Genomic DNA, 17349 nt, shown 5'->3' on the forward strand with positions numbered 1-17349 from the left:
AGATCATTGTCTTTTGGCATTTTCTTTCGGTCTTGAATGAGATAAGAAGTCATACCCGTCATGCGGGGTTGATCTGTTTAAGGAGGTGGGAATAATGGCAGTACCTCAACGGAGAACATCCAAAACTCGTCGCGACAAACGTCGTACTCACTTTAAACTGGAAGTACCAGGTATGGTGAAATGCTCCGAATGCGGCGAATTGAAACTTGCTCACCATGTGTGCAAAGTTTGCGGAACGTACAAAGCTAGAGAGATCATCTCTCAATAATGTCCGATAAGCGGATTCTTTGGAATATTCGCAGAGAAAGTAGCGCTTCACTACAGTGAGGCGCTACTTTTTTTATCAGCATGCTTTCTTTTTGCGTCAGCATGCTATATACTGTTTTAGTACCAGGTTCTAAGAAAGAAGGTCCTAAAGGGTTCCTTTATACATACAAGAAGACAAACCGGCTTGAAATTTAGCCGTTAGAACGTGAAGTAATCTTGAACTGTCGGTTGAACGGCAGTTTACTGTAGGGAAAGGAGGCGTCACTGATATCGAACGTTTGCCGAAGAGACAGAGACAGCAACGGCTGACTCAATTAATTGATGATAATCCGTTCGTGACGGATCAGGAATTGACAAGACAGTTGAAGGTAAGCATTCAGACCATTCGGCTGGACCGGATGGAACTGGGAATCCCAGAATTACGGGAGCGGCTAAAGCTGATGGCTGAACGCTCCTACGATCAGGTTCGTTCCTTGCCTTTACATGAAGTAATTGGGGACATCGTTGATCTCCAGTTGGATCGAAGTGGTATTTCGATTTTTGAAATCAAAGAGGAACATACTTTTTCACGTACAGGCATTGCGCGAGGACATTATGTGTTTGCACAGGCCAATTCATTGGCCGTTGCCGTAATTAACGATGAGATAGCATTGACCGCTTCAGCGGATATTCGCTTTGTTCGTCCGGTTCATTTGGGTGAAAAATGTATTGCCAAGGCATATGTACGCTCAAATCCAGAACAAAAAGGGAAGGCCAAAGTGGAAGTGTTTGCTTACGTAGGAGAAGAAATGGTATTCCAAGGCAACTTTGTCATTTATCGCTCCACGGAGGAAGAGTATAGCGAAGGAGGAAGTCAGCATGCGGATCGCCATTGATGCCATGGGAGGAGATAATGCTCCTGAGGCGACAGTAGAGGGCGCGTTATCTGCGGCGGCGGAATGGAAGGATACAGACATTACGCTGGTTGGTGACCGGGAACGGATTGAAGCGGTTTTGAACGGGAGGGCGCTGCCGACGAACCTCACCATTCGCCATGCGTCCGAAACGATAGATGCACAGGACGAACCTGTAAAGGCAGTGCGGCGTAAAAAGGATGCCTCCATGGTCGTAGCGGGTCGAATGGTTAGAGAAGGCGAAGCGGATGCCATGATTTCCGCAGGTAATACAGGCGCTCTAATGACTACAGGATTACTAGTGGTTGGAAGAATGGAGGGCATTGAGCGTCCTGCTCTTGCGCCGATGATACCGACGATTGATGATCAAGGTATTCTGGCGCTGGACTTGGGGGCCAATATGGATGCTAAGCCTGAACATCTTGCCCAGTATGCACTGATGGGGAGCTTGTATCGTCAGAAAGTTCACGGAGTGGCTTCTCCAAGGGTAGGTCTGCTGAATGTTGGGACTGAAGCAGGAAAAGGCAATGAACTAACAAAGTTGGCGTATCCTCTTATCGAGCAGTTACCTGTCAATTTTGTGGGGAATGTTGAATCCAGAGATGTGTTAACCGGGAATTGTGATGTACTGGTGTGCGACGGATTCGCCGGAAACATTATGCTAAAATCGCTAGAGGGAACAGCCGGAGCGATATTTTCTCTCCTTAAAGAGCAGTTCACCAAATCCTTAAAGACCAAGCTTGCGGCAGCCTTGATTATGCCTGAACTTCGGGGTCTGAAAGGGAAACTCGATTATAAAGAGCACGGCGGGGCTCCTTTGTTGGGGTTGAGCGGACTCGTCTTAAAAAGTCACGGTTCGTCTGATGGCATTGCCGTCAAAAATGCGGTAAGGCAGGCTCGTACGGCCTTGCAAAACCGGTTGGTGGAAAGTATATCCAAGGAAATCAGCAGGAAGTGAGTGACGATATGAATAAATTACGGCCGGTTGGTGTTATCGGAACAGGGAAATACGTACCTGAGAAAATTCTGACCAATAAAGATTTGGAAGAAATCGTTGAAACAAGTGATGAGTGGATTGTTAGCCGTACAGGGATTCAGGAGCGCCATATTGCTGCTCCTGAGCAGGCTACATCTGATTTGGCTTATGAAGCAGCAGTTAAGGCGTTGGAGTCTGCGGGTATGACGGCACAAGATCTGGACCTGATTATAGTAGCTACGGTTACACCAGATATGGCGTTTCCGTCAACTGCTTGCATTCTTCAGGATAAGTTGGGGGCCAAAGGCGCAGCGGCTTTCGATTTGTCTGCTGCATGCTCGGGTTTTGTGTACGGGCTGGCTACGGCAACGAGTTTCATTAAGACAGGTATTTATAACAATGCATTAATCATTGGTGCAGACTGCCTTTCCCGGATTACAGATTATACTGACCGCAACACCTGCGTTCTTTTCGGAGATGGAGCAGGAGCTGTAGTGATTGGTGAAGTACCTGAAGGTAGAGGATTCCAATCCTTTGATCTGGGGGCTGAAGGCGCTGGAGGCACCTTGCTCAAGTTGGAAGCTGGGGGCTCACGTTTGCCTGCGAGTGCAGACACACTGGAAAATAAACAGCACTATATTTACATGAATGGACGCGAAGTGTTCAAGTTCGCGGTTCGCGTTATGGGAACAGCAACGGTTGATGTGTTGGAAAAAGCTGGGTTGTCCAAAGACGACATCGATCTGTTCGTTCCGCATCAGGCCAATATCCGAATCATCCAATCAGCAATGCAACGTTTGGATTTGCCAGAGGAAAAGGTAGTTATTAATGTTAATAAATATGCGAACACATCCGCAGCATCCATTCCTCTTGCTCTTGTGGAAGCAGCTGAGGAAGGCCGCATGAAGGAAGGCGACCGTATACTAATGGTGGGCTTTGGTGGCGGTTTGACTTGGGGTGCGTCGGTTCTTATCTGGTAATTAAGTGGAAGATTTGATATAATATTGAATTTGTCTGGTGTTTTACAGAAGAAGCATTGGATACAGAGAGGTGCATGCACGATGGGCAAAACGGCATTTATATTTCCCGGTCAGGGTTCACAAGCTGTAGGTATGGCTAAAGATGTTTATGAAGCAGTTCCGGCTGCAACAGAAGTATTCCGTAAAGCGGACGAACGTTTGGGTTTCGCGCTAAGCACACTGATCTTTGAAGGGCCTGACATAGCCTTGAAGCAAACATCCAATACGCAGCCTGCGCTGTTAACGGCGAGCATTGCGTTGTATGAGGCGTTCAAGGAAAAGGGCATTCGCCCTGATTATGTGGCTGGGCACAGTCTAGGAGAGTACAGTGCTCTAGTGGCTTCCGGTGTTCTCACATTTGAGGATGCAGTTGAGACTGTTCGTGCACGTGGTCAGTTTATGGAGCAGGCCATTCCTGATGGACAAGGCGGGATGGCTGCTGTGCTGGGCGCTGATCGTGAAGCATTGGCAGCATTGTGCCGTGATATTACGGAATCTGGTCAACTGGTTGAACTGGCCAACATCAACTGTCCCGGACAGATTGTTGTATCCGGTACACAGGCGGGCGTAGCTGCCGTCGCTGAACGTGTGAAGGAAGCAGGCGGCAAGCGTGCTATTACTTTGGAGGTCAGCGGACCTTTTCACTCGTCATTGATGAAGGAAGCGGCAGATAAGCTCTCCGATAAATTGGAGACTGTGAAATTTGCCGAAGCCCAGATTCCGGTTGTGACCAATGTGACAGCAAAACCTGTACGTGAGGGAAGTGAAATTCGCCAACTGTTGGTGGAACAGGTCTATTCCCCGGTACTATGGGAAGACAGCGTAGCATGGCTGCTGGAACAAGGGGTGGACACCTTTGTTGAGTTCGGACCGGGAAGTGTTTTGACCGGACTGGTTAAAAAAATTGACAAAACGGTTAAGCTGTATAACATGAGTAGCCTGGAGTCGTTTGCTTCTATAACAGAAGCCCTAGAGGCCCGTTAAAAGTATTAATGATTACCTTTACGGGTTAAATACTTGCAAGGGAGGATAATGATGTCTAAGCCATTAAGTGGAAAAACAGCGCTGGTTACGGGAGCATCGCGCGGAATTGGCCGTAGTATCGCACTGGCGCTGGCTGAAGCAGGCGCTAATGTTGCAGTTAACTATGCTGGTAGTGAAGCTGCTGCGACTGAGGTAGCAGAGCTGATTCGTGCCAAAGGTGTGGAAGCTATTACAGTTCAGGCTAATGTGGGACGTGCTGAAGAAGCTGATCAGCTGATCAAGGATGTGGTCGGCGCTTGGGGCAAGATTGATATCCTGGTGAATAATGCTGGCATAACAAGAGATAATTTAATCATGCGGATGAAAGAAGAGGAATTCGATCAGGTGATCGAAACGAATCTCAAGGGTGTGTTTAATTGTCTCAAAGCGGCGACACGCCCAATGATGAAGCAGCGTTCCGGCCGAATTATCAATATCTCTTCCGTTGTTGGTGTACTTGGTAACGCAGGACAAGCCAACTATGTTGCTGCTAAAGCGGGAGTGATTGGTCTTACTAAATCCTCTGCTAGAGAGCTTGCCTCAAGAGGAATTACAGTCAACTGTGTGGCTCCTGGATTCATTGATACTGAAATGACGCAGGTGCTGGCTGATGATTTGCGTGACAATATGCTTAGCGGTATTCCGCTGGCCCGTCTTGGACGGCCTGAGGAAATTGCAGATGTGGTGCTATTCTTGGCCTCGGATGCTTCCTCATATATGACGGGCCAGACTTTGCATGTGGATGGCGGCATGTATATGTAGTTCATGTTGCCAATCCGCATGCCCCGATGGAGAGTAGTTAATGAAAACTCTCTTCTATGGCATTTTAATTGTAATTTTCGTATAATACCATAAGGAGGAGGTGAGCCGGATGTCCGATGTATTGGAGCGCGTAAAACGCATTGTCGTTGACCGTTTGGGAGCCGACGAAGCCGAAGTTACACTTGAAGCATCTTTTAAAGATGATTTAGGCGCTGATTCTCTCGATGTAGTTGAATTGGTTATGGAATTGGAAGATGAGTTTGATATGGAAATCTCTGATGAAGATGCAGAGAAAATTACAACTGTAGGTGAAGTTGTGAAGTACATACAATCTCATACCTAATTCATGTCATCAAAAGTCCCGTTCTGTTACAGGCGGGACTTTCTCCTAATTATACAGATTGAACTAAAGACGGAATTGTCGTGTGTTTTTGAATTTGCTTAGTTTCACTTCGTCAACGGCTGAGTATAATGCGGCATTACTAACTTTAGTTGATTCTATATTATTTTTGTACACAAGCGTGTGCGATCTAAAAATACAATTTGCAGTAGACATAGAGGTGATTATCTTTGAAACAACGTGTTGTCATAACAGGAATGGGTGTAATCACTTCGCTGGGACAGGATTTGAACACACTATGGGATAATCTGATGGCTGGTAAATCTGGTATCAGTAAAATCGAAGCTTTCGATACAAGTGAGTACACTACAAAAATAGCCGCTTCCATTAAAGATTTTAATCCAGAGGATTATATCGATCGTAAGGATGCACGCAAAATGGACCGCTTTGTGCAGTTTGCGGTTGCTGCTAGTAAATTGGCACTTGAGGACAGTAAGCTCGTAATCGGAGAGAATGTGGATGCCGAGCGTGTTGGTGTATCTGTCGGTTCTGGCATTGGCGGATTGGGTACTTGGGAAGATCAGCATAATGCATTGATCGAAAAGGGACCTAAACGCGTAAGCCCTTTCTTCATCCCGATGATGATTGCTAATATGGGTTCCGGTCAAGTTTCGATTTCACTCGGAGCTAAGGGCCCCAATACATCGCCAGTTACGGCTTGTGCCACAGGTAGTCATGCCATTGGTGATTCCTTCCGCATGATTCAGCGTGGTGACGCTGACGCTATGATTTGCGGCGGTGCCGAAGCGACGATTCGCCCGATTGGTATTGCTGGATTTTGCTCCATGCGAGCGATGTCCACACGTAACGATGAGCCGGAAAAGGCAAGTCGTCCATTTGACACCGAAAGAGACGGGTTTGTTATGGGCGAAGGCTCTGGTGTTCTGATTCTGGAATCGTTGGATCATGCCTTGAAGCGTGGTGCACATATTTACGGCGAAGTGATTGGCTACGGTCTTTCTGGTGATGCCCATCATATGACAGAGCCTGATCCAGAGGGAGCAGCACGCTGCATTAGAATGGCGATCCGTGATGCTGGGTTGAATCCTGAAGATATCGATTATATCAATGCGCACGGTACATCTACACCGGTTGGTGACAAGTCGGAAACAGAAGCAGTCAAGAAAACGCTTGGAGAGCATGCCTATAAGGTAGCGATCAGCTCAACCAAGTCGATGACAGGGCATTTACTGGGTGCAGCGGGAGGTGTTGAAGCTGTAATCTGTGGTCTTGCGCTTCAACATCAGACGATTCCGCCAACAATTAATTTGGATAATCAAGACCCGGCTTGTGATCTTGATTATGTACCTAATGAGCCGAGAAAAGCGGAACTGAATGTGGTTATGTCCAATTCCTTTGGTTTTGGCGGTCACAATGCTACGGTTATTCTAAAAAAATATGAAGCGTAAGGGGTCAGTTCGTTGAGTGGAGACTTGAAGCAATTACAGCAGAAACTTCATATTCAATTCAACAATCGGCAGCTTCTGAAGCAGGCCTTTACGCACGCTTCCTACGTAAACGAACATCGGTTCAGTCAGCATGCAGATAATGAGCGTCTGGAATTTCTGGGTGACGCTGTTCTGGAGCTGACGGTGTCCGAGCAATTGTACAATCAGTACCCTAACCGGCCCGAAGGCGAACTAACCAAGTTGCGTGCAGCTATTGTCTGTGAGCCTTCTTTGGTGAAGTTTGCTGTCGGGCTTGAGTTCGGGCAGTATGTACTGCTTGGAAAAGGTGAAGAGCTGACAGGCGGACGTACTCGTCCTGCTCTGTTGGCTGATGTGTTCGAGGCGTTCGTAGGCGCGCTTTATTTGGATCAGGGTCTGGAAGCCGTCCGGTCGTTTCTAGAACGTTATATTTTTCCTCAAATTGTATTAAACGGTAAGCTTCAGATGAGTGATTTCAAAACAGAGCTTCAGGAACTGACACAGCATCATAACATGGGGATGCTTGAATACAAGATTGTCGAGGAACGCGGACCTGCCCATGAGCGCGAGTTTGTAGCCGAGGTATATATGGACAGTGAACGGCTGGGAGCAGGTACAGGACGCTCTAAAAAAGAAGCTGAGCAGCAAGCGGCGGCAGTTGCTTTAAACCGTTTGAAGCTGGCGGAATCGTAATCGGTACCTGAGCGACCCGAACGGGTGACGCAAGCAGAGGACACAAAGTAAGAGCAAAGGGCAGTCCGCGGGGAGTCCCGGCCCGTAATGGCGAATGGACTGCGTTTTGCTCTTTTTTCGTGGCTTTACTGCTATAACGTGAGCGTCGATACTGTGCTTTTTCCACATTAGTCTTATGCTACAATAGGGATAATTCATATCAATCAGGTCAATGGTGTTGTACAAGCATATTTGAATGTTAGAGGTGAGATTGAGGATGTTTTTAAAGCGCATTGAGCTGGCGGGCTTCAAATCGTTTGCAGATAAAACGGAAATGGAATTTGTCCGCGGCATTACGGCAGTCGTCGGACCCAATGGGAGCGGGAAAAGTAATATTTCCGACGGAATTCGTTGGGTGCTGGGCGAACAGAGTGCCAAATCACTGCGTGGCGGCAAGATGGAGGACATTATCTTTGCAGGTAGTGACGCTCGTAAGGCTGTTAATTACGGTGAAGTATCGCTTACGCTGGATAATGAAGATCAGGCGTTGCCTCTGGATTTTGGTGAAGTGACGGTAACGCGACGTGTGCATCGGAGTGGGGATAGTGAATATTTCATTAATCGTCAATCATGCAGACTTCGAGATATTACAGAGCTGTTTATGGATACAGGGATTGGTAAAGAAGCTTATTCGATTATTGGGCAAGGACGTATTGAAGAAATTCTGAGTACCCGATCTGAGGATCGACGGGGGATTTTTGAGGAAGCCTCGGGTATTGTAAAATATAAATCACGTAAAAAAGATGCGGTTCGCAAGCTGGATGAAACAGAGCAAAATTTGCTGCGTATTCACGATTTGGTCAGTGAACTGGAGGATCAGATTGGACCTCTTAAGGAACAGTCTGAAAAGGCGATTCATTATAAAGAGCTGCGCAGTGAATTAAAATCAAAAGAAATTTCGATGTACGTCCATCAAATTGAACAAATTCACTCTTCATGGAGCGAAGCAACTTCCAAACTAGCTTTGTTGCAACAGGAGCAACTTCAATTGTCTACAGTGGTGTCCCGCCATGATGCAATGTTGGAAAACGACCGCAATGAATTACGGCAACTGGAAGAGCAAGTAGAACGTCTGCAAAAGGATCTGCTGCAATACAGTGAAGCTACGGAAAAAAGTGAAGGCTACGGTGAATTGCTCAAAGAGCGCACACGCAATTTGGAGGCCAATCGGGAACAATTGATCTTATCCCTCAGCACAAGCGAATCACGGCATTCCGAACGCAAAAGCGAACTGGATCAACTAAATGAAAAGCTGTCAACGCTGAATGTAGAGTTGGACGAGTTGCGTGCGCGACTGTCTGACGAAGAAGCCAAACTGATTGGCGTCACAGGTGGAATCAGCCAGGAGCAAGAGGAGAGCCTTAAGGGTGGTCTGCTGGAGCTGATGAATCAGATGGCGCAGGCGCGTAACGAAATTCGTTATACCGACCAACAGAGGGAAGCGTTGGAACGCCGAGTGAATCGCGTGAGTGATGAATCCGGCAAATGGGAAGCCCAGAAAGCTGAGCTTGAACAGCGAAAAAAAGGATTGGAAGCAGCGATTCAGAAGCTGGGACAGGAAATTAGCAGTTTGCGCAGTGGCTATATTCAGGGAAGTGAACAATACCAGGCCCTGCAAAAACTACTGGAAGAAAACCAGGGTACGGTTCGTAAATGGGAACAAAAACGAGAGGCCCAAATTTCACGACGAGATACAATGAAAGAAATGCAGGATGACTTTGACGGCTTCATGCTCGGAGTTAAAGAGGTGTTAAAGGCTTCACGCAAGGGTACTTTGCACGGTGTGCATGGAGCGGTAGCGGAGCTGATTCGAGTACCTGAGCATTTAGAGCAGGCGATGGAAACCGCTTTGGGCGCTTCAGTTCAGCATATTGTGATGAAAAATGAATCGGTATCCAGACAGGCGATCAGTTTTCTAAAGCAACGTCAACTGGGCAGAGCGACATTCTTGCCTATGGATGTTATCCGTCCGCGTCAGATCGGTGCGGGGGAACGCCAGATTGTGGAAAGCGCAGAAGGCTTTGTCGGGATCGGTGCAGATCTTATTCAGTACGATGATCGATATGCCGGAATCGTAGGCAGTCTCTTGGGGAATGTGGTCATTGCTCGTACGTTGGAAGATGCCAATCGCATTGCGGCCCGTTGCCAATATAGATATCGTGTTGTCACGCTGGAAGGCGATGTTGTCAATGCAGGTGGTTCCATGACTGGGGGGAGCCAGTTCAAGAAAAATGCTAATCTGCTAGGCCGTAAACGTCAGCTGGATCAGTTAGATCAAGACATTCTAGATACGGAACAGCAAATTGCAAGATTGCGTCAGAGTGCAATAGATACCAAACGGCAGTTGGAGGAGACACAGACCCGTCTGGACGAACTGCGCCAGGGTGGCGATGTGAAGCGGACCGAAGAGCAGCAGATGGCAATGGAGCTCAAACAACTCGAGCATGAACTTCGTCATGTACTGGAGCAGGTAGCTGCGTCTGGTCAGGAGAAAAAGGGCTTTGACCAGGAAATCAAGGAGCTGGAAGCTTCCCGTGCAGAAGCACTGGTAAAGTTGGCTGCGCTGGAGGAAGAAGAGAAGAAAACGCATCAGGCCATTCACGCTGCCGAATTTGCGCGTAAAGCGAATGAATCAGCCAAAGAGCAGCTGCAGGGAGAGCTTACGAATCTCAAGGTAAGAGAAGGCAAGCTGGACCAAGAGCGTTTTTCATTGGAAGAGCAGATTCGCAGATTGCGTGGGGATTATGATACCCTTGGTAAGGATTCAAGACAAAACAAGACCTTGCTTGCTTCCATTGAAGCGGATTTGCTCACCAATGAGCAGGAGACCGTAAAACAGATTGAAAATCTCAATCAATACCGTTTGAAAAAGGAAGAATCTGCAGAGCAATTGGAGTTCAAACGGGCTGCACGTAGCAGCTTATCCAAAAAACTGGAAGCTGCTGAGAATGATACAAAAGAACAGCGAATTCAGCTTAAGTCGGTGGAGGAACTGCTTCGCCAAACAGAAATTGGAGTAAACCGACTTGATGTGGAACTGGAAAATGTTTTGAAAAAATTAAGTGATGATTATGAACTCAGCTATGAGCTGGCCAAGCAGCGTTACCCTATACCGGAAGATATTGAAGGTACGCAGAGTGAGGTGGAAAGGCTCAAACGCGGGATCTCTGCGCTGGGTGAGGTCAATCTGGGTGCTATTGAGGAATACCAGCGTGTACACGAGCGTTATACGTTTCTGGATGAGCAAAAGTCTGATTTGGTAGAGGCCAAGACAACGCTCTACCAGGTTATTCGTGAAATGGATGATGAAATGTCCAAACGCTTCAAGACCACGTTCGATGCGATTCGTCGTGAATTTGGAACGGTTTTTTCCAAGCTATTCGGAGGCGGACGTGCAGACCTTGTGTTGCTTGATCCAGAACGATTGCTGGAGACGGGTATTGACATTGTAGCTCAGCCTCCAGGCAAAAAACTTCAAAACCTGCAGTTGTTGTCAGGCGGTGAACGGGCTCTAACAGCAATGGCTTTATTATTTGCCATTTTACACGTTAAACCTGTTCCATTCTGTGTACTTGATGAAGTAGAGGCAGCATTAGACGAAGCAAATGTGGTGCGTTTTGCTCAGTATTTACGGGAATTCTCAGAGCAGACACAGTTTATCGTAGTTACACACCGTAAGGGCACCATGGAAGAATCCGATGTGCTGTACGGGGTGACAATGGAAGAAGGCGGGGTTTCTAAACTCGTATCTGTCAAGCTGGACAACGATGAAGCTGAGATTGCCTGACATCAAATAACATACTTTCAGATCAACGGAGGGAATCCATGAGTTTCTTTAGAAAATTGAAGGAAAGCATCGCAAGCAAAACGGAATCGGTCACAAAGCAGTTCAAAGATGGCTTGGAAAAGACACGTAAAGGTTTTGTTGAAAAAGTAACGGACCTGATGATTCGCCGTAAAAAAATTGATGAGGAATTTTATGAGGAACTGGAAGAAATTCTGATCGGAGCGGACGTAGGCGTCAATACGGTTATGAACCTCATTGAAGACTTGCGGGGAGAAGTGAAAAAACGCAAAATCGAGGATGCATCCGAGTTACAGCCTGTACTGTCGGAAAAGCTGTCTGAGTTGCTGCGGGGCAATGACAATAGTCAGCTCAAAATGAATCCAGACGGGATTACAGTCATTCTATTCGTAGGCGTTAATGGAGTCGGCAAAACAACGACCATTGGCAAGTTGGCTCACCGTTTTAAACAAGAGGGCAAAAAAGTATTGTTAGCCGCTGGAGATACGTTCCGAGCGGGGGCGATTGAACAGTTGGAGGTTTGGGGTCAGCGGGCAGGAGTAGAGGTTATTAAACAACAATCTGGTTCTGATCCAGCTGCGGTTATGTTTGATGCCGTACAGGCTGCCAAGCAGCGTCAAGTAGATGTTTTGTTGTGCGATACAGCAGGACGTCTTCAGAATAAAAGCAATCTGATGGAGGAATTGAACAAAATATTCCGCGTTATCCAGCGTGAAATTCCAGACGCACCTCATGAAGTTTTGTTGGTACTTGATGCGACGACTGGACAAAATGCACTTAACCAAGCCAAGCTATTTGGTGAGAAGAGCGGCGTAACCGGTCTGGTACTGACAAAATTGGATGGTACAGCAAAGGGTGGGATTGTTGTGGCCATCCGTCAGGAATTGAATTTGCCTGTTAAGCTGGTAGGCTTAGGTGAAAAAGTGAATGATCTTCAACCGTTTGATTCAGAACAATTCGTTCATGCCTTGTTCGCCGGTTTGATCCAAGAAGAGGCTGTCGAAGCAACTGCTGCTGGCGAGGAAGAGCAGAACTAATCCGTTTGATTAGGCTTGCTTATAAGTACTAAGCAGTGCTCCTGTTGCTGCTTAAGCCCGCCCAACTGTATAATGAAAGCAAAAGGTTTGACGATGCCGGATAAATTCTTGTAAAAAAATATTACTCAGGAAGCCGGGTGAAAAAACGATGGCAAACACCTATACTTATTCCCGACGGGAAGAAGTAGCTAACGCGATTACACATGGTATTGGAGCCGTTTTAAGTGTGGCGGCGCTTGTGCTGCTCATTGTTTTTGCTAGCATGAAAGGAACTGCTTGGCATGTCGTAAGCTTTACAATTTACGGAATTACAATGCTGTTGCTGTATACCAATTCCACGTTGCTTCATAGCCTGCGTGAAGGAAAATTGAAGGATTTGTTCGAAATATTCGATCATTCTTGTATTTACCTGTTCATTGCAGGTAGCTACACCCCTTTTATGCTCGTTGCATTGCGAGGTACTCTGGGATGGACGCTGTTTGGAGTGATTTGGGGGATCGCTTTGTTTGGTGTACTGTTCAAGGCGTTCTTCACCAAACGCTTCCTGTTTATGTCTACTGTGTTTTACATTATAATGGGCTGGCTTATTACCATTGCCTGGAATCCCCTGATGGCCATTGTTCCCGCCGGAGGGATGACGCTATTGTTCGTAGGTGGTCTTATGTATACACTGGGCACGATTTTTTATGTGTGGCGAGCATTTCCATATCACCATGCGATCTGGCATCTGTTTGTTTTAGCAGGCAGCATACTTCATTTTCTGGCTATTCTGCTGTATCTTACTCCGGTAAGAGTGTGAGTGAGAGGGACAAAAAAGTCGATCTGTTTTCCCGTTTAAGGGTAGCGGATCGGCTTTTTTTTATATGACAAGGGATAACGCTTGACATCTTCTTTTCTTTTATGTATGATAAGGAACGTTGAAAAGAACTGTAAAGTGTTTTTCCTTGACGATGGAGGTATACACGATGAGTCAGGAGAATCGGCTGGAAAAGACAAACCGGATTAACCGACTGTTTGACTTCTATGAACCTCTACTTACAGAGAAGCAACAGATGTTTTTAAAATATTACTTCCATGATGATTTTTCTTTAGGGGAAATTGCATCGGAATTCCAAATTAGCCGTCAGGCAGTCTATGAACATATTAAACGTGCTGAACAGGTATTAGAAATGTATGAGGAAAAGCTTGGATTGCTAAGTAAGCATGAACGTAGACTCCAAGATTTAGAGGAGCTGAATGTGACGCTACATGATGCATTCGGTAAAGTTGGTAAGCCTGATGAGGGGACATTGCAACATGTCCAACAAATTGTAAATCGCCTGCAGGAATTGTAGGATATATAAATGAAGAACTAACAACCCTGGTAGACAAGGAGGTGCGAAAGTATGGCATTTGAAGGATTATCGACTCGCTTGCAAAATGTATTCAGTAAATTGCGCGGCAAAGGAAAGGTGTCTGAGGATGATGTGGCTCAGGCAATGCGTGAAGTGCGATTGGCTTTGCTTGAAGCGGACGTTAACTTCAAGGTTGTAAAGGACTTTATTGCCAAGGTAAAGGAGAAATCCGTTGGTAAGGAAGTGATGGACAGCTTTACGCCAGGTATGGTCATTATCGACATCGTAAACAAGGAATTGACCGAGTTGATGGGTGGAAGTCAGGCCAAGCTTGCCAAAGCAAACAAACCGCCTACAGTCATCATGATGGTGGGTCTCCAGGGCGCAGGTAAGACGACGACGTCAGGTAAGCTGGCGAAGTTGCTGCAAAAGCAAAACCATCGTCCATTGCTTGTAGCTGGTGATATTTATAGACCTGCCGCGATCAAGCAGCTTCAGATTCTCGGTGAGCAGATTAATGCACCTGTATTTACATTGGGAGACCAGACAAGCCCGGTGGAAATCGCAAAACAGGGTATGCAGCATGCTAAGGATAATGGTAATGACTACGTTATTATAGATACTGCCGGTCGTCTTCATGTTGATGAAGAACTCATGGAAGAGTTGCGTCAGATCCATACTAATGTCAAACCGGATGAAGTTCTGCTGGTTGTAGATAGCATGACAGGACAGGACGCAGTTAACGTTGCGGAGCACTTTAACAATAGCCTTGAGTTAACGGGAGTTGTACTGACAAAGCTGGATGGCGACACTCGTGGTGGCGCGGCCTTGTCGGTTAAAGCTGTGACGGGATGCCCGATCAAGTTTGCTACATTGGGTGAAAAGCTGGATGCGATGGAGCCGTTTCACCCTGAGCGAATGGCTTCACGGATTTTAGGCATGGGTGACATGTTGTCCCTGATTGAAAAAGCGCAGTCCAACATCGACGCTGATAAGGCGAAGGAAATGGAACGGAAAATGCGCAATGCCGAGTTTACTTTCGAGGATTTTCTGGAGCAAATGGATCAGGTTAAGAAGCTTGGCCCGATCGACCAGATTCTCGATATGATTCCTGGTATGGGCAACATGAAGCAAATGAAAGACATCAAAGTGGATGACAAACAGATGGGCCGGATTGAGGCTATCGTTCATTCGATGACTACACAGGAAAAGCAAAACCCGGACATGATTAATCATAGCCGTCGCAAGCGGATTGCTGTAGGCAGTGGAACATCGCTGGCTGAGGTAAATCGTCTCATTAAGCAATTTGACGAAATGCGCCGTATGATGAAGCAGTTCTCAGATATGATGGGACCTAAGGGTGGCAAAAACAAGGCTCTGAAGCAGCTGAAGAGTATGGGCAAAGGTATGAAGTTTCCTTTCCGTTAAAAGGTCGATAGGCCTTTGGAGTTATGGGATAGCAATATACAGTCTACTTTTTGAAGGAGGTGAATTTTCGTGGCAGTTCGTATTCGTCTGAAACGTATGGGTGCACATAAAGCTCCTTTCTATCGCGTCGTGGTATCTGATTCTCGTTCCCCGCGTGACGGTCGTTTTATCGAAGAAATCGGTTACTACAACCCTATTACAGTACCAGCGGTTGTAAAAATTGATGAAGATAAAGCGCTGAAATGGTTGCAAGATGGTGCACAAGCATCCGACACTGTTCGCAACTTGCTTAGCAAAGCGGGCGTGTTGAAAAAGTTTCATGAGCTTAAAACACAGAAATAAGGTGCTGATACGGAGGGTCAACCATGGAAGAATTAGTGATAATCATTGCTAAGGCTTTAGTCGATCATCCGGATGATGTGACCGTGAAGACCTTGGAGAAGGATCGACTTGTAGTGTATGAGCTTAGTGTACATCCTGAGGATGTGGGCAAGATCATTGGCAAGCAGGGACGTATCGCCAAGGCGCTTCGCACTGTGGTTGCATCAGCAGCCGTTAAGATGGATAAACGGGTTACCGTAGACATCATATCTTAAAGATATACGAAAGTGGGTTAGGATGTATGTCCTAACCCTTTTTCGTACATGATGAAGATGATATGGAGCGGAACCGATCACATGCAGGAGGAACACGATGCAGCAAATGTTTAATGTCGGGAAAATTGTGAATACACATGGAATTCGCGGCGAGCTAAAAATACTAACGACAAGTGATTTTCTTGAGGATCGTTTTGCCAAGGGCAGCGAGCTATTGATTGTTCCTGCTGATGGTAAAGCACCGATTCCTGTAACTGTCGAAACAGCGCGTTTTCAAAAAAATATGGTTATCGTGAAATTTAAGGAATATCACAACATCAATGATGTTGAAAAATATAAAGGTACTTTGTTAAAGGTCTCTGCTGAGCGGCTAGGGGAATTGGAAGAAAACGAGTTCTATTTTCATGAAGTAGTTGGTATGGAAGTAGTAACGGAAGACGGAGCTGAGCTCGGTGTGGTAAAAGAAATTTTGACACCGGGAGCCAATGATGTATGGGTAGTCCAAATGCCTAAAGGTAAAGAACTGCTATTGCCGTATATAGAGGATGTTATTTTGGATGTAAATGTGCGTGAAAAACGGGTTACAGTACGGTTAATGGAAGGTCTGCTGTAATGCGGGTGGATGTATTGACCCTGTTTCCAGAGATGTTTGATGGAGTTTTTAATGCAAGCATTCTGGGAAAAGCAAGGGATAAGGGGATTGTATCACTGCAAGCGGTTAATTTTCGCCAGTATGCCGGTAACAAGCATGGGCAAGTGGATGATACCCCCTATGGTGGTGGGGGCGGCATGGTTTTGAAGCCTGACCCTATTTTTGCTGCCGTGGAAGAGCTGTTGGATAAATCAGAGCAAACCACATTTGAAACTGCCGTTGAAGGTATTCGACATGAAGATGCCGAACATAACGCAGACATAAAAACTCCGCGTATTATTTTGATGTGTCCACAAGGGGAGACTTTTACGCAAAAAAAAGCGGAAGAGCTGGCCAAAGAGGACCATCTTATTTTTATATGTGGACATTATGAGGGTTATGATGAGCGTATTCGAGAGCATTTGGTGACGGATGAGCTTTCGATCGGAGATTATGTATTGACTGGTGGCGAGTTGCCAGCCATGGTCGTCATCGATAGTGTGACACGGTTGTTACCAGGAGTACTAGGTAATGAAACGAGTGCGGTAACAGATTCGTTTAGTACAGGGCTGTTGGAATACCCCCATTATACTCGGCCTGCTGAGTTTCGGGGCTGGAAAGTGCCAGATGTACTCTTATCAGGGCATCATGTCAATATTGACTCTTGGAGACGACAAGAGGCGTTACGTCGGACGATGGAACGTCGACCGGACTTGCTGGAACAGGCTGAACTGACAAGCAAGGAGCGCGCGTGGATTGAGGAGCAGCACCAATCGGACCGTTCGGGGGACAAGTGATAAAGCACTATTAACATGAGTGGATTTGAAAGCAGGCGGTGACCTGTTTTATAATGAAGTCAATTAAATAATGTTTGGTCAAATCCCTTTTTGTTGTTGCAATGCGGTAACCTCCATGATACAATACATCTGTTGTGTGTAATACGGTGGTCCTCTGTGGATGATGAAGGAAACGGAAGAGTTTCCAGAAGAAACATGAACACCTGTACGGAAGGAGGGAGT

Annotated in this window: 18 protein-coding genes; all 18 read left to right on the plus strand. The window is 46.4% G+C overall.

Features of this window, described 5'->3' with window-relative positions:
- Nucleotides 1-94 precede the first annotated feature (94 nt).
- The 18 genes from rpmF (at nt 95) to trmD (ending at nt 17127) form a co-directional block, all read left to right on the plus strand.
- Nucleotides 95-268 carry a 50S ribosomal protein L32 gene (gene rpmF, locus MMB75_RS10455; RefSeq protein WP_013370634.1) on the plus strand — a complete coding sequence of 58 codons (174 nt, stop codon included), beginning with the start codon at nt 95-97 and terminating at the stop codon, nt 266-268.
- Nucleotides 269-545: 277 nt separating this feature from the next.
- On the plus strand, nt 546-1142 hold the full coding sequence (gene fapR / locus MMB75_RS10460) for a transcription factor FapR (RefSeq protein ID WP_014599659.1): 597 nt from the start codon (nt 546-548) through the stop codon (nt 1140-1142).
- A complete protein-coding gene (plsX, locus tag MMB75_RS10465; RefSeq protein ID WP_016819269.1) occupies nt 1126-2118 on the plus strand; it encodes a phosphate acyltransferase PlsX in 993 nt (330 codons plus the stop codon). Before fapR ends, plsX begins: the two co-directional genes overlap by 17 nt.
- Before the next feature lie 8 nt (nt 2119-2126).
- Nucleotides 2127-3116: a beta-ketoacyl-ACP synthase III gene (locus tag MMB75_RS10470; RefSeq protein WP_017427907.1), complete on the plus strand. Its 990-nt coding sequence runs from the start codon at nt 2127-2129 to the stop codon at nt 3114-3116.
- A gap of 81 nt (nt 3117-3197) precedes the next feature.
- On the plus strand, nt 3198-4139 hold the full coding sequence (gene fabD, locus MMB75_RS10475) for an ACP S-malonyltransferase (RefSeq protein ID WP_103042378.1): 942 nt from the start codon (nt 3198-3200) through the stop codon (nt 4137-4139).
- A 51-nt stretch (nt 4140-4190) separates the two neighbouring features.
- Nucleotides 4191-4940: a 3-oxoacyl-[acyl-carrier-protein] reductase gene (fabG, locus tag MMB75_RS10480; protein WP_017427908.1), complete on the plus strand. Its 750-nt coding sequence runs from the start codon at nt 4191-4193 to the stop codon at nt 4938-4940.
- A gap of 109 nt (nt 4941-5049) precedes the next feature.
- Nucleotides 5050-5283 (plus strand): acyl carrier protein, encoded by a 234-nt coding sequence (locus MMB75_RS10485; RefSeq protein ID WP_007429985.1) that lies wholly within the window; start codon nt 5050-5052, stop codon nt 5281-5283.
- A gap of 227 nt (nt 5284-5510) precedes the next feature.
- Nucleotides 5511-6749, plus strand: coding sequence for a beta-ketoacyl-ACP synthase II (gene fabF, locus MMB75_RS10490; RefSeq protein ID WP_016819273.1), 1239 nt, complete (start codon nt 5511-5513; stop codon nt 6747-6749).
- Nucleotides 6750-6761: 12 nt separating this feature from the next.
- On the plus strand, nt 6762-7460 hold the full coding sequence (rnc, locus tag MMB75_RS10495) for a ribonuclease III (protein WP_013309856.1): 699 nt from the start codon (nt 6762-6764) through the stop codon (nt 7458-7460).
- Nucleotides 7461-7716: 256 nt separating this feature from the next.
- On the plus strand, nt 7717-11286 hold the full coding sequence (gene smc, locus MMB75_RS10500) for a chromosome segregation protein SMC (protein ID WP_103042380.1): 3570 nt from the start codon (nt 7717-7719) through the stop codon (nt 11284-11286).
- Nucleotides 11287-11324: 38 nt separating this feature from the next.
- Nucleotides 11325-12341 carry a signal recognition particle-docking protein FtsY gene (gene ftsY, locus MMB75_RS10505; protein WP_039277112.1) on the plus strand — a complete coding sequence of 339 codons (1017 nt, stop codon included), beginning with the start codon at nt 11325-11327 and terminating at the stop codon, nt 12339-12341.
- Between the two features lie 148 nt (nt 12342-12489).
- Nucleotides 12490-13140, plus strand: a complete 651-nt coding sequence (gene trhA / locus MMB75_RS10510; RefSeq protein ID WP_016819276.1) for a PAQR family membrane homeostasis protein TrhA — start codon at nt 12490-12492, stop codon at nt 13138-13140.
- 166 nt (nt 13141-13306) lie between these two features.
- Nucleotides 13307-13675 (plus strand): YlxM family DNA-binding protein, encoded by a 369-nt coding sequence (gene ylxM, locus MMB75_RS10515; RefSeq protein ID WP_045243862.1) that lies wholly within the window; start codon nt 13307-13309, stop codon nt 13673-13675.
- A gap of 51 nt (nt 13676-13726) precedes the next feature.
- Nucleotides 13727-15103: a signal recognition particle protein gene (gene ffh / locus MMB75_RS10520; protein ID WP_017427912.1), complete on the plus strand. Its 1377-nt coding sequence runs from the start codon at nt 13727-13729 to the stop codon at nt 15101-15103.
- A 69-nt stretch (nt 15104-15172) separates the two neighbouring features.
- Nucleotides 15173-15445, plus strand: coding sequence for a 30S ribosomal protein S16 (gene rpsP / locus MMB75_RS10525; RefSeq protein WP_013370647.1), 273 nt, complete (start codon nt 15173-15175; stop codon nt 15443-15445).
- Between the two features lie 23 nt (nt 15446-15468).
- On the plus strand, nt 15469-15699 hold the full coding sequence (locus tag MMB75_RS10530) for a KH domain-containing protein (protein ID WP_013370648.1): 231 nt from the start codon (nt 15469-15471) through the stop codon (nt 15697-15699).
- A gap of 97 nt (nt 15700-15796) precedes the next feature.
- On the plus strand, nt 15797-16312 hold the full coding sequence (gene rimM, locus MMB75_RS10535) for a ribosome maturation factor RimM (RefSeq protein WP_045243861.1): 516 nt from the start codon (nt 15797-15799) through the stop codon (nt 16310-16312).
- Complete coding sequence (gene trmD / locus MMB75_RS10540; RefSeq protein ID WP_025364640.1) at nt 16312-17127, plus strand: tRNA (guanosine(37)-N1)-methyltransferase TrmD; 816 nt, start codon at nt 16312-16314, stop codon at nt 17125-17127. Before rimM ends, trmD begins: the two co-directional genes overlap by 1 nt.
- Nucleotides 17128-17349: the final 222 nt, after the last annotated feature.

This window comes from Paenibacillus sp. P2(2022) (assembly GCF_029522175.1).
In the GTDB taxonomy this organism is placed as follows: Bacteria; Bacillota; Bacilli; order Paenibacillales; family Paenibacillaceae; genus Paenibacillus; species Paenibacillus polymyxa.

Excerpts from the sequence above, each read along its gene's own strand:
- MMB75_RS10470 (WP_017427907.1), top strand. The coding sequence starts at position 2,127 with ATGAATAAATTACGGCCGGTTGGTGTTATCGGAACAGGGAAATACGTA.
- fabD (WP_103042378.1), top strand. The coding sequence starts at position 3,198 with ATGGGCAAAACGGCATTTATATTTCCCGGTCAGGGTTCACAAGCTGTA.
- ylxM (WP_045243862.1), top strand. The coding sequence starts at position 13,307 with ATGAGTCAGGAGAATCGGCTGGAAAAGACAAACCGGATTAACCGACTG.
- trmD (WP_025364640.1), top strand. The coding sequence starts at position 16,312 with ATGCGGGTGGATGTATTGACCCTGTTTCCAGAGATGTTTGATGGAGTT.
- ffh (WP_017427912.1), top strand. The coding sequence starts at position 13,727 with ATGGCATTTGAAGGATTATCGACTCGCTTGCAAAATGTATTCAGTAAA.
- trhA (WP_016819276.1), top strand. The coding sequence starts at position 12,490 with ATGGCAAACACCTATACTTATTCCCGACGGGAAGAAGTAGCTAACGCG.
- MMB75_RS10485 (WP_007429985.1), top strand. The coding sequence starts at position 5,050 with ATGTCCGATGTATTGGAGCGCGTAAAACGCATTGTCGTTGACCGTTTG.
- smc (WP_103042380.1), top strand. The coding sequence starts at position 7,717 with ATGTTTTTAAAGCGCATTGAGCTGGCGGGCTTCAAATCGTTTGCAGAT.
- MMB75_RS10530 (WP_013370648.1), top strand. The coding sequence starts at position 15,469 with ATGGAAGAATTAGTGATAATCATTGCTAAGGCTTTAGTCGATCATCCG.
- ftsY (WP_039277112.1), top strand. The coding sequence starts at position 11,325 with ATGAGTTTCTTTAGAAAATTGAAGGAAAGCATCGCAAGCAAAACGGAA.
- rpmF (WP_013370634.1), top strand. The coding sequence starts at position 95 with ATGGCAGTACCTCAACGGAGAACATCCAAAACTCGTCGCGACAAACGT.
- fabG (WP_017427908.1), top strand. The coding sequence starts at position 4,191 with ATGTCTAAGCCATTAAGTGGAAAAACAGCGCTGGTTACGGGAGCATCG.
- plsX (WP_016819269.1), top strand. The coding sequence starts at position 1,126 with ATGCGGATCGCCATTGATGCCATGGGAGGAGATAATGCTCCTGAGGCG.
- rimM (WP_045243861.1), top strand. The coding sequence starts at position 15,797 with ATGCAGCAAATGTTTAATGTCGGGAAAATTGTGAATACACATGGAATT.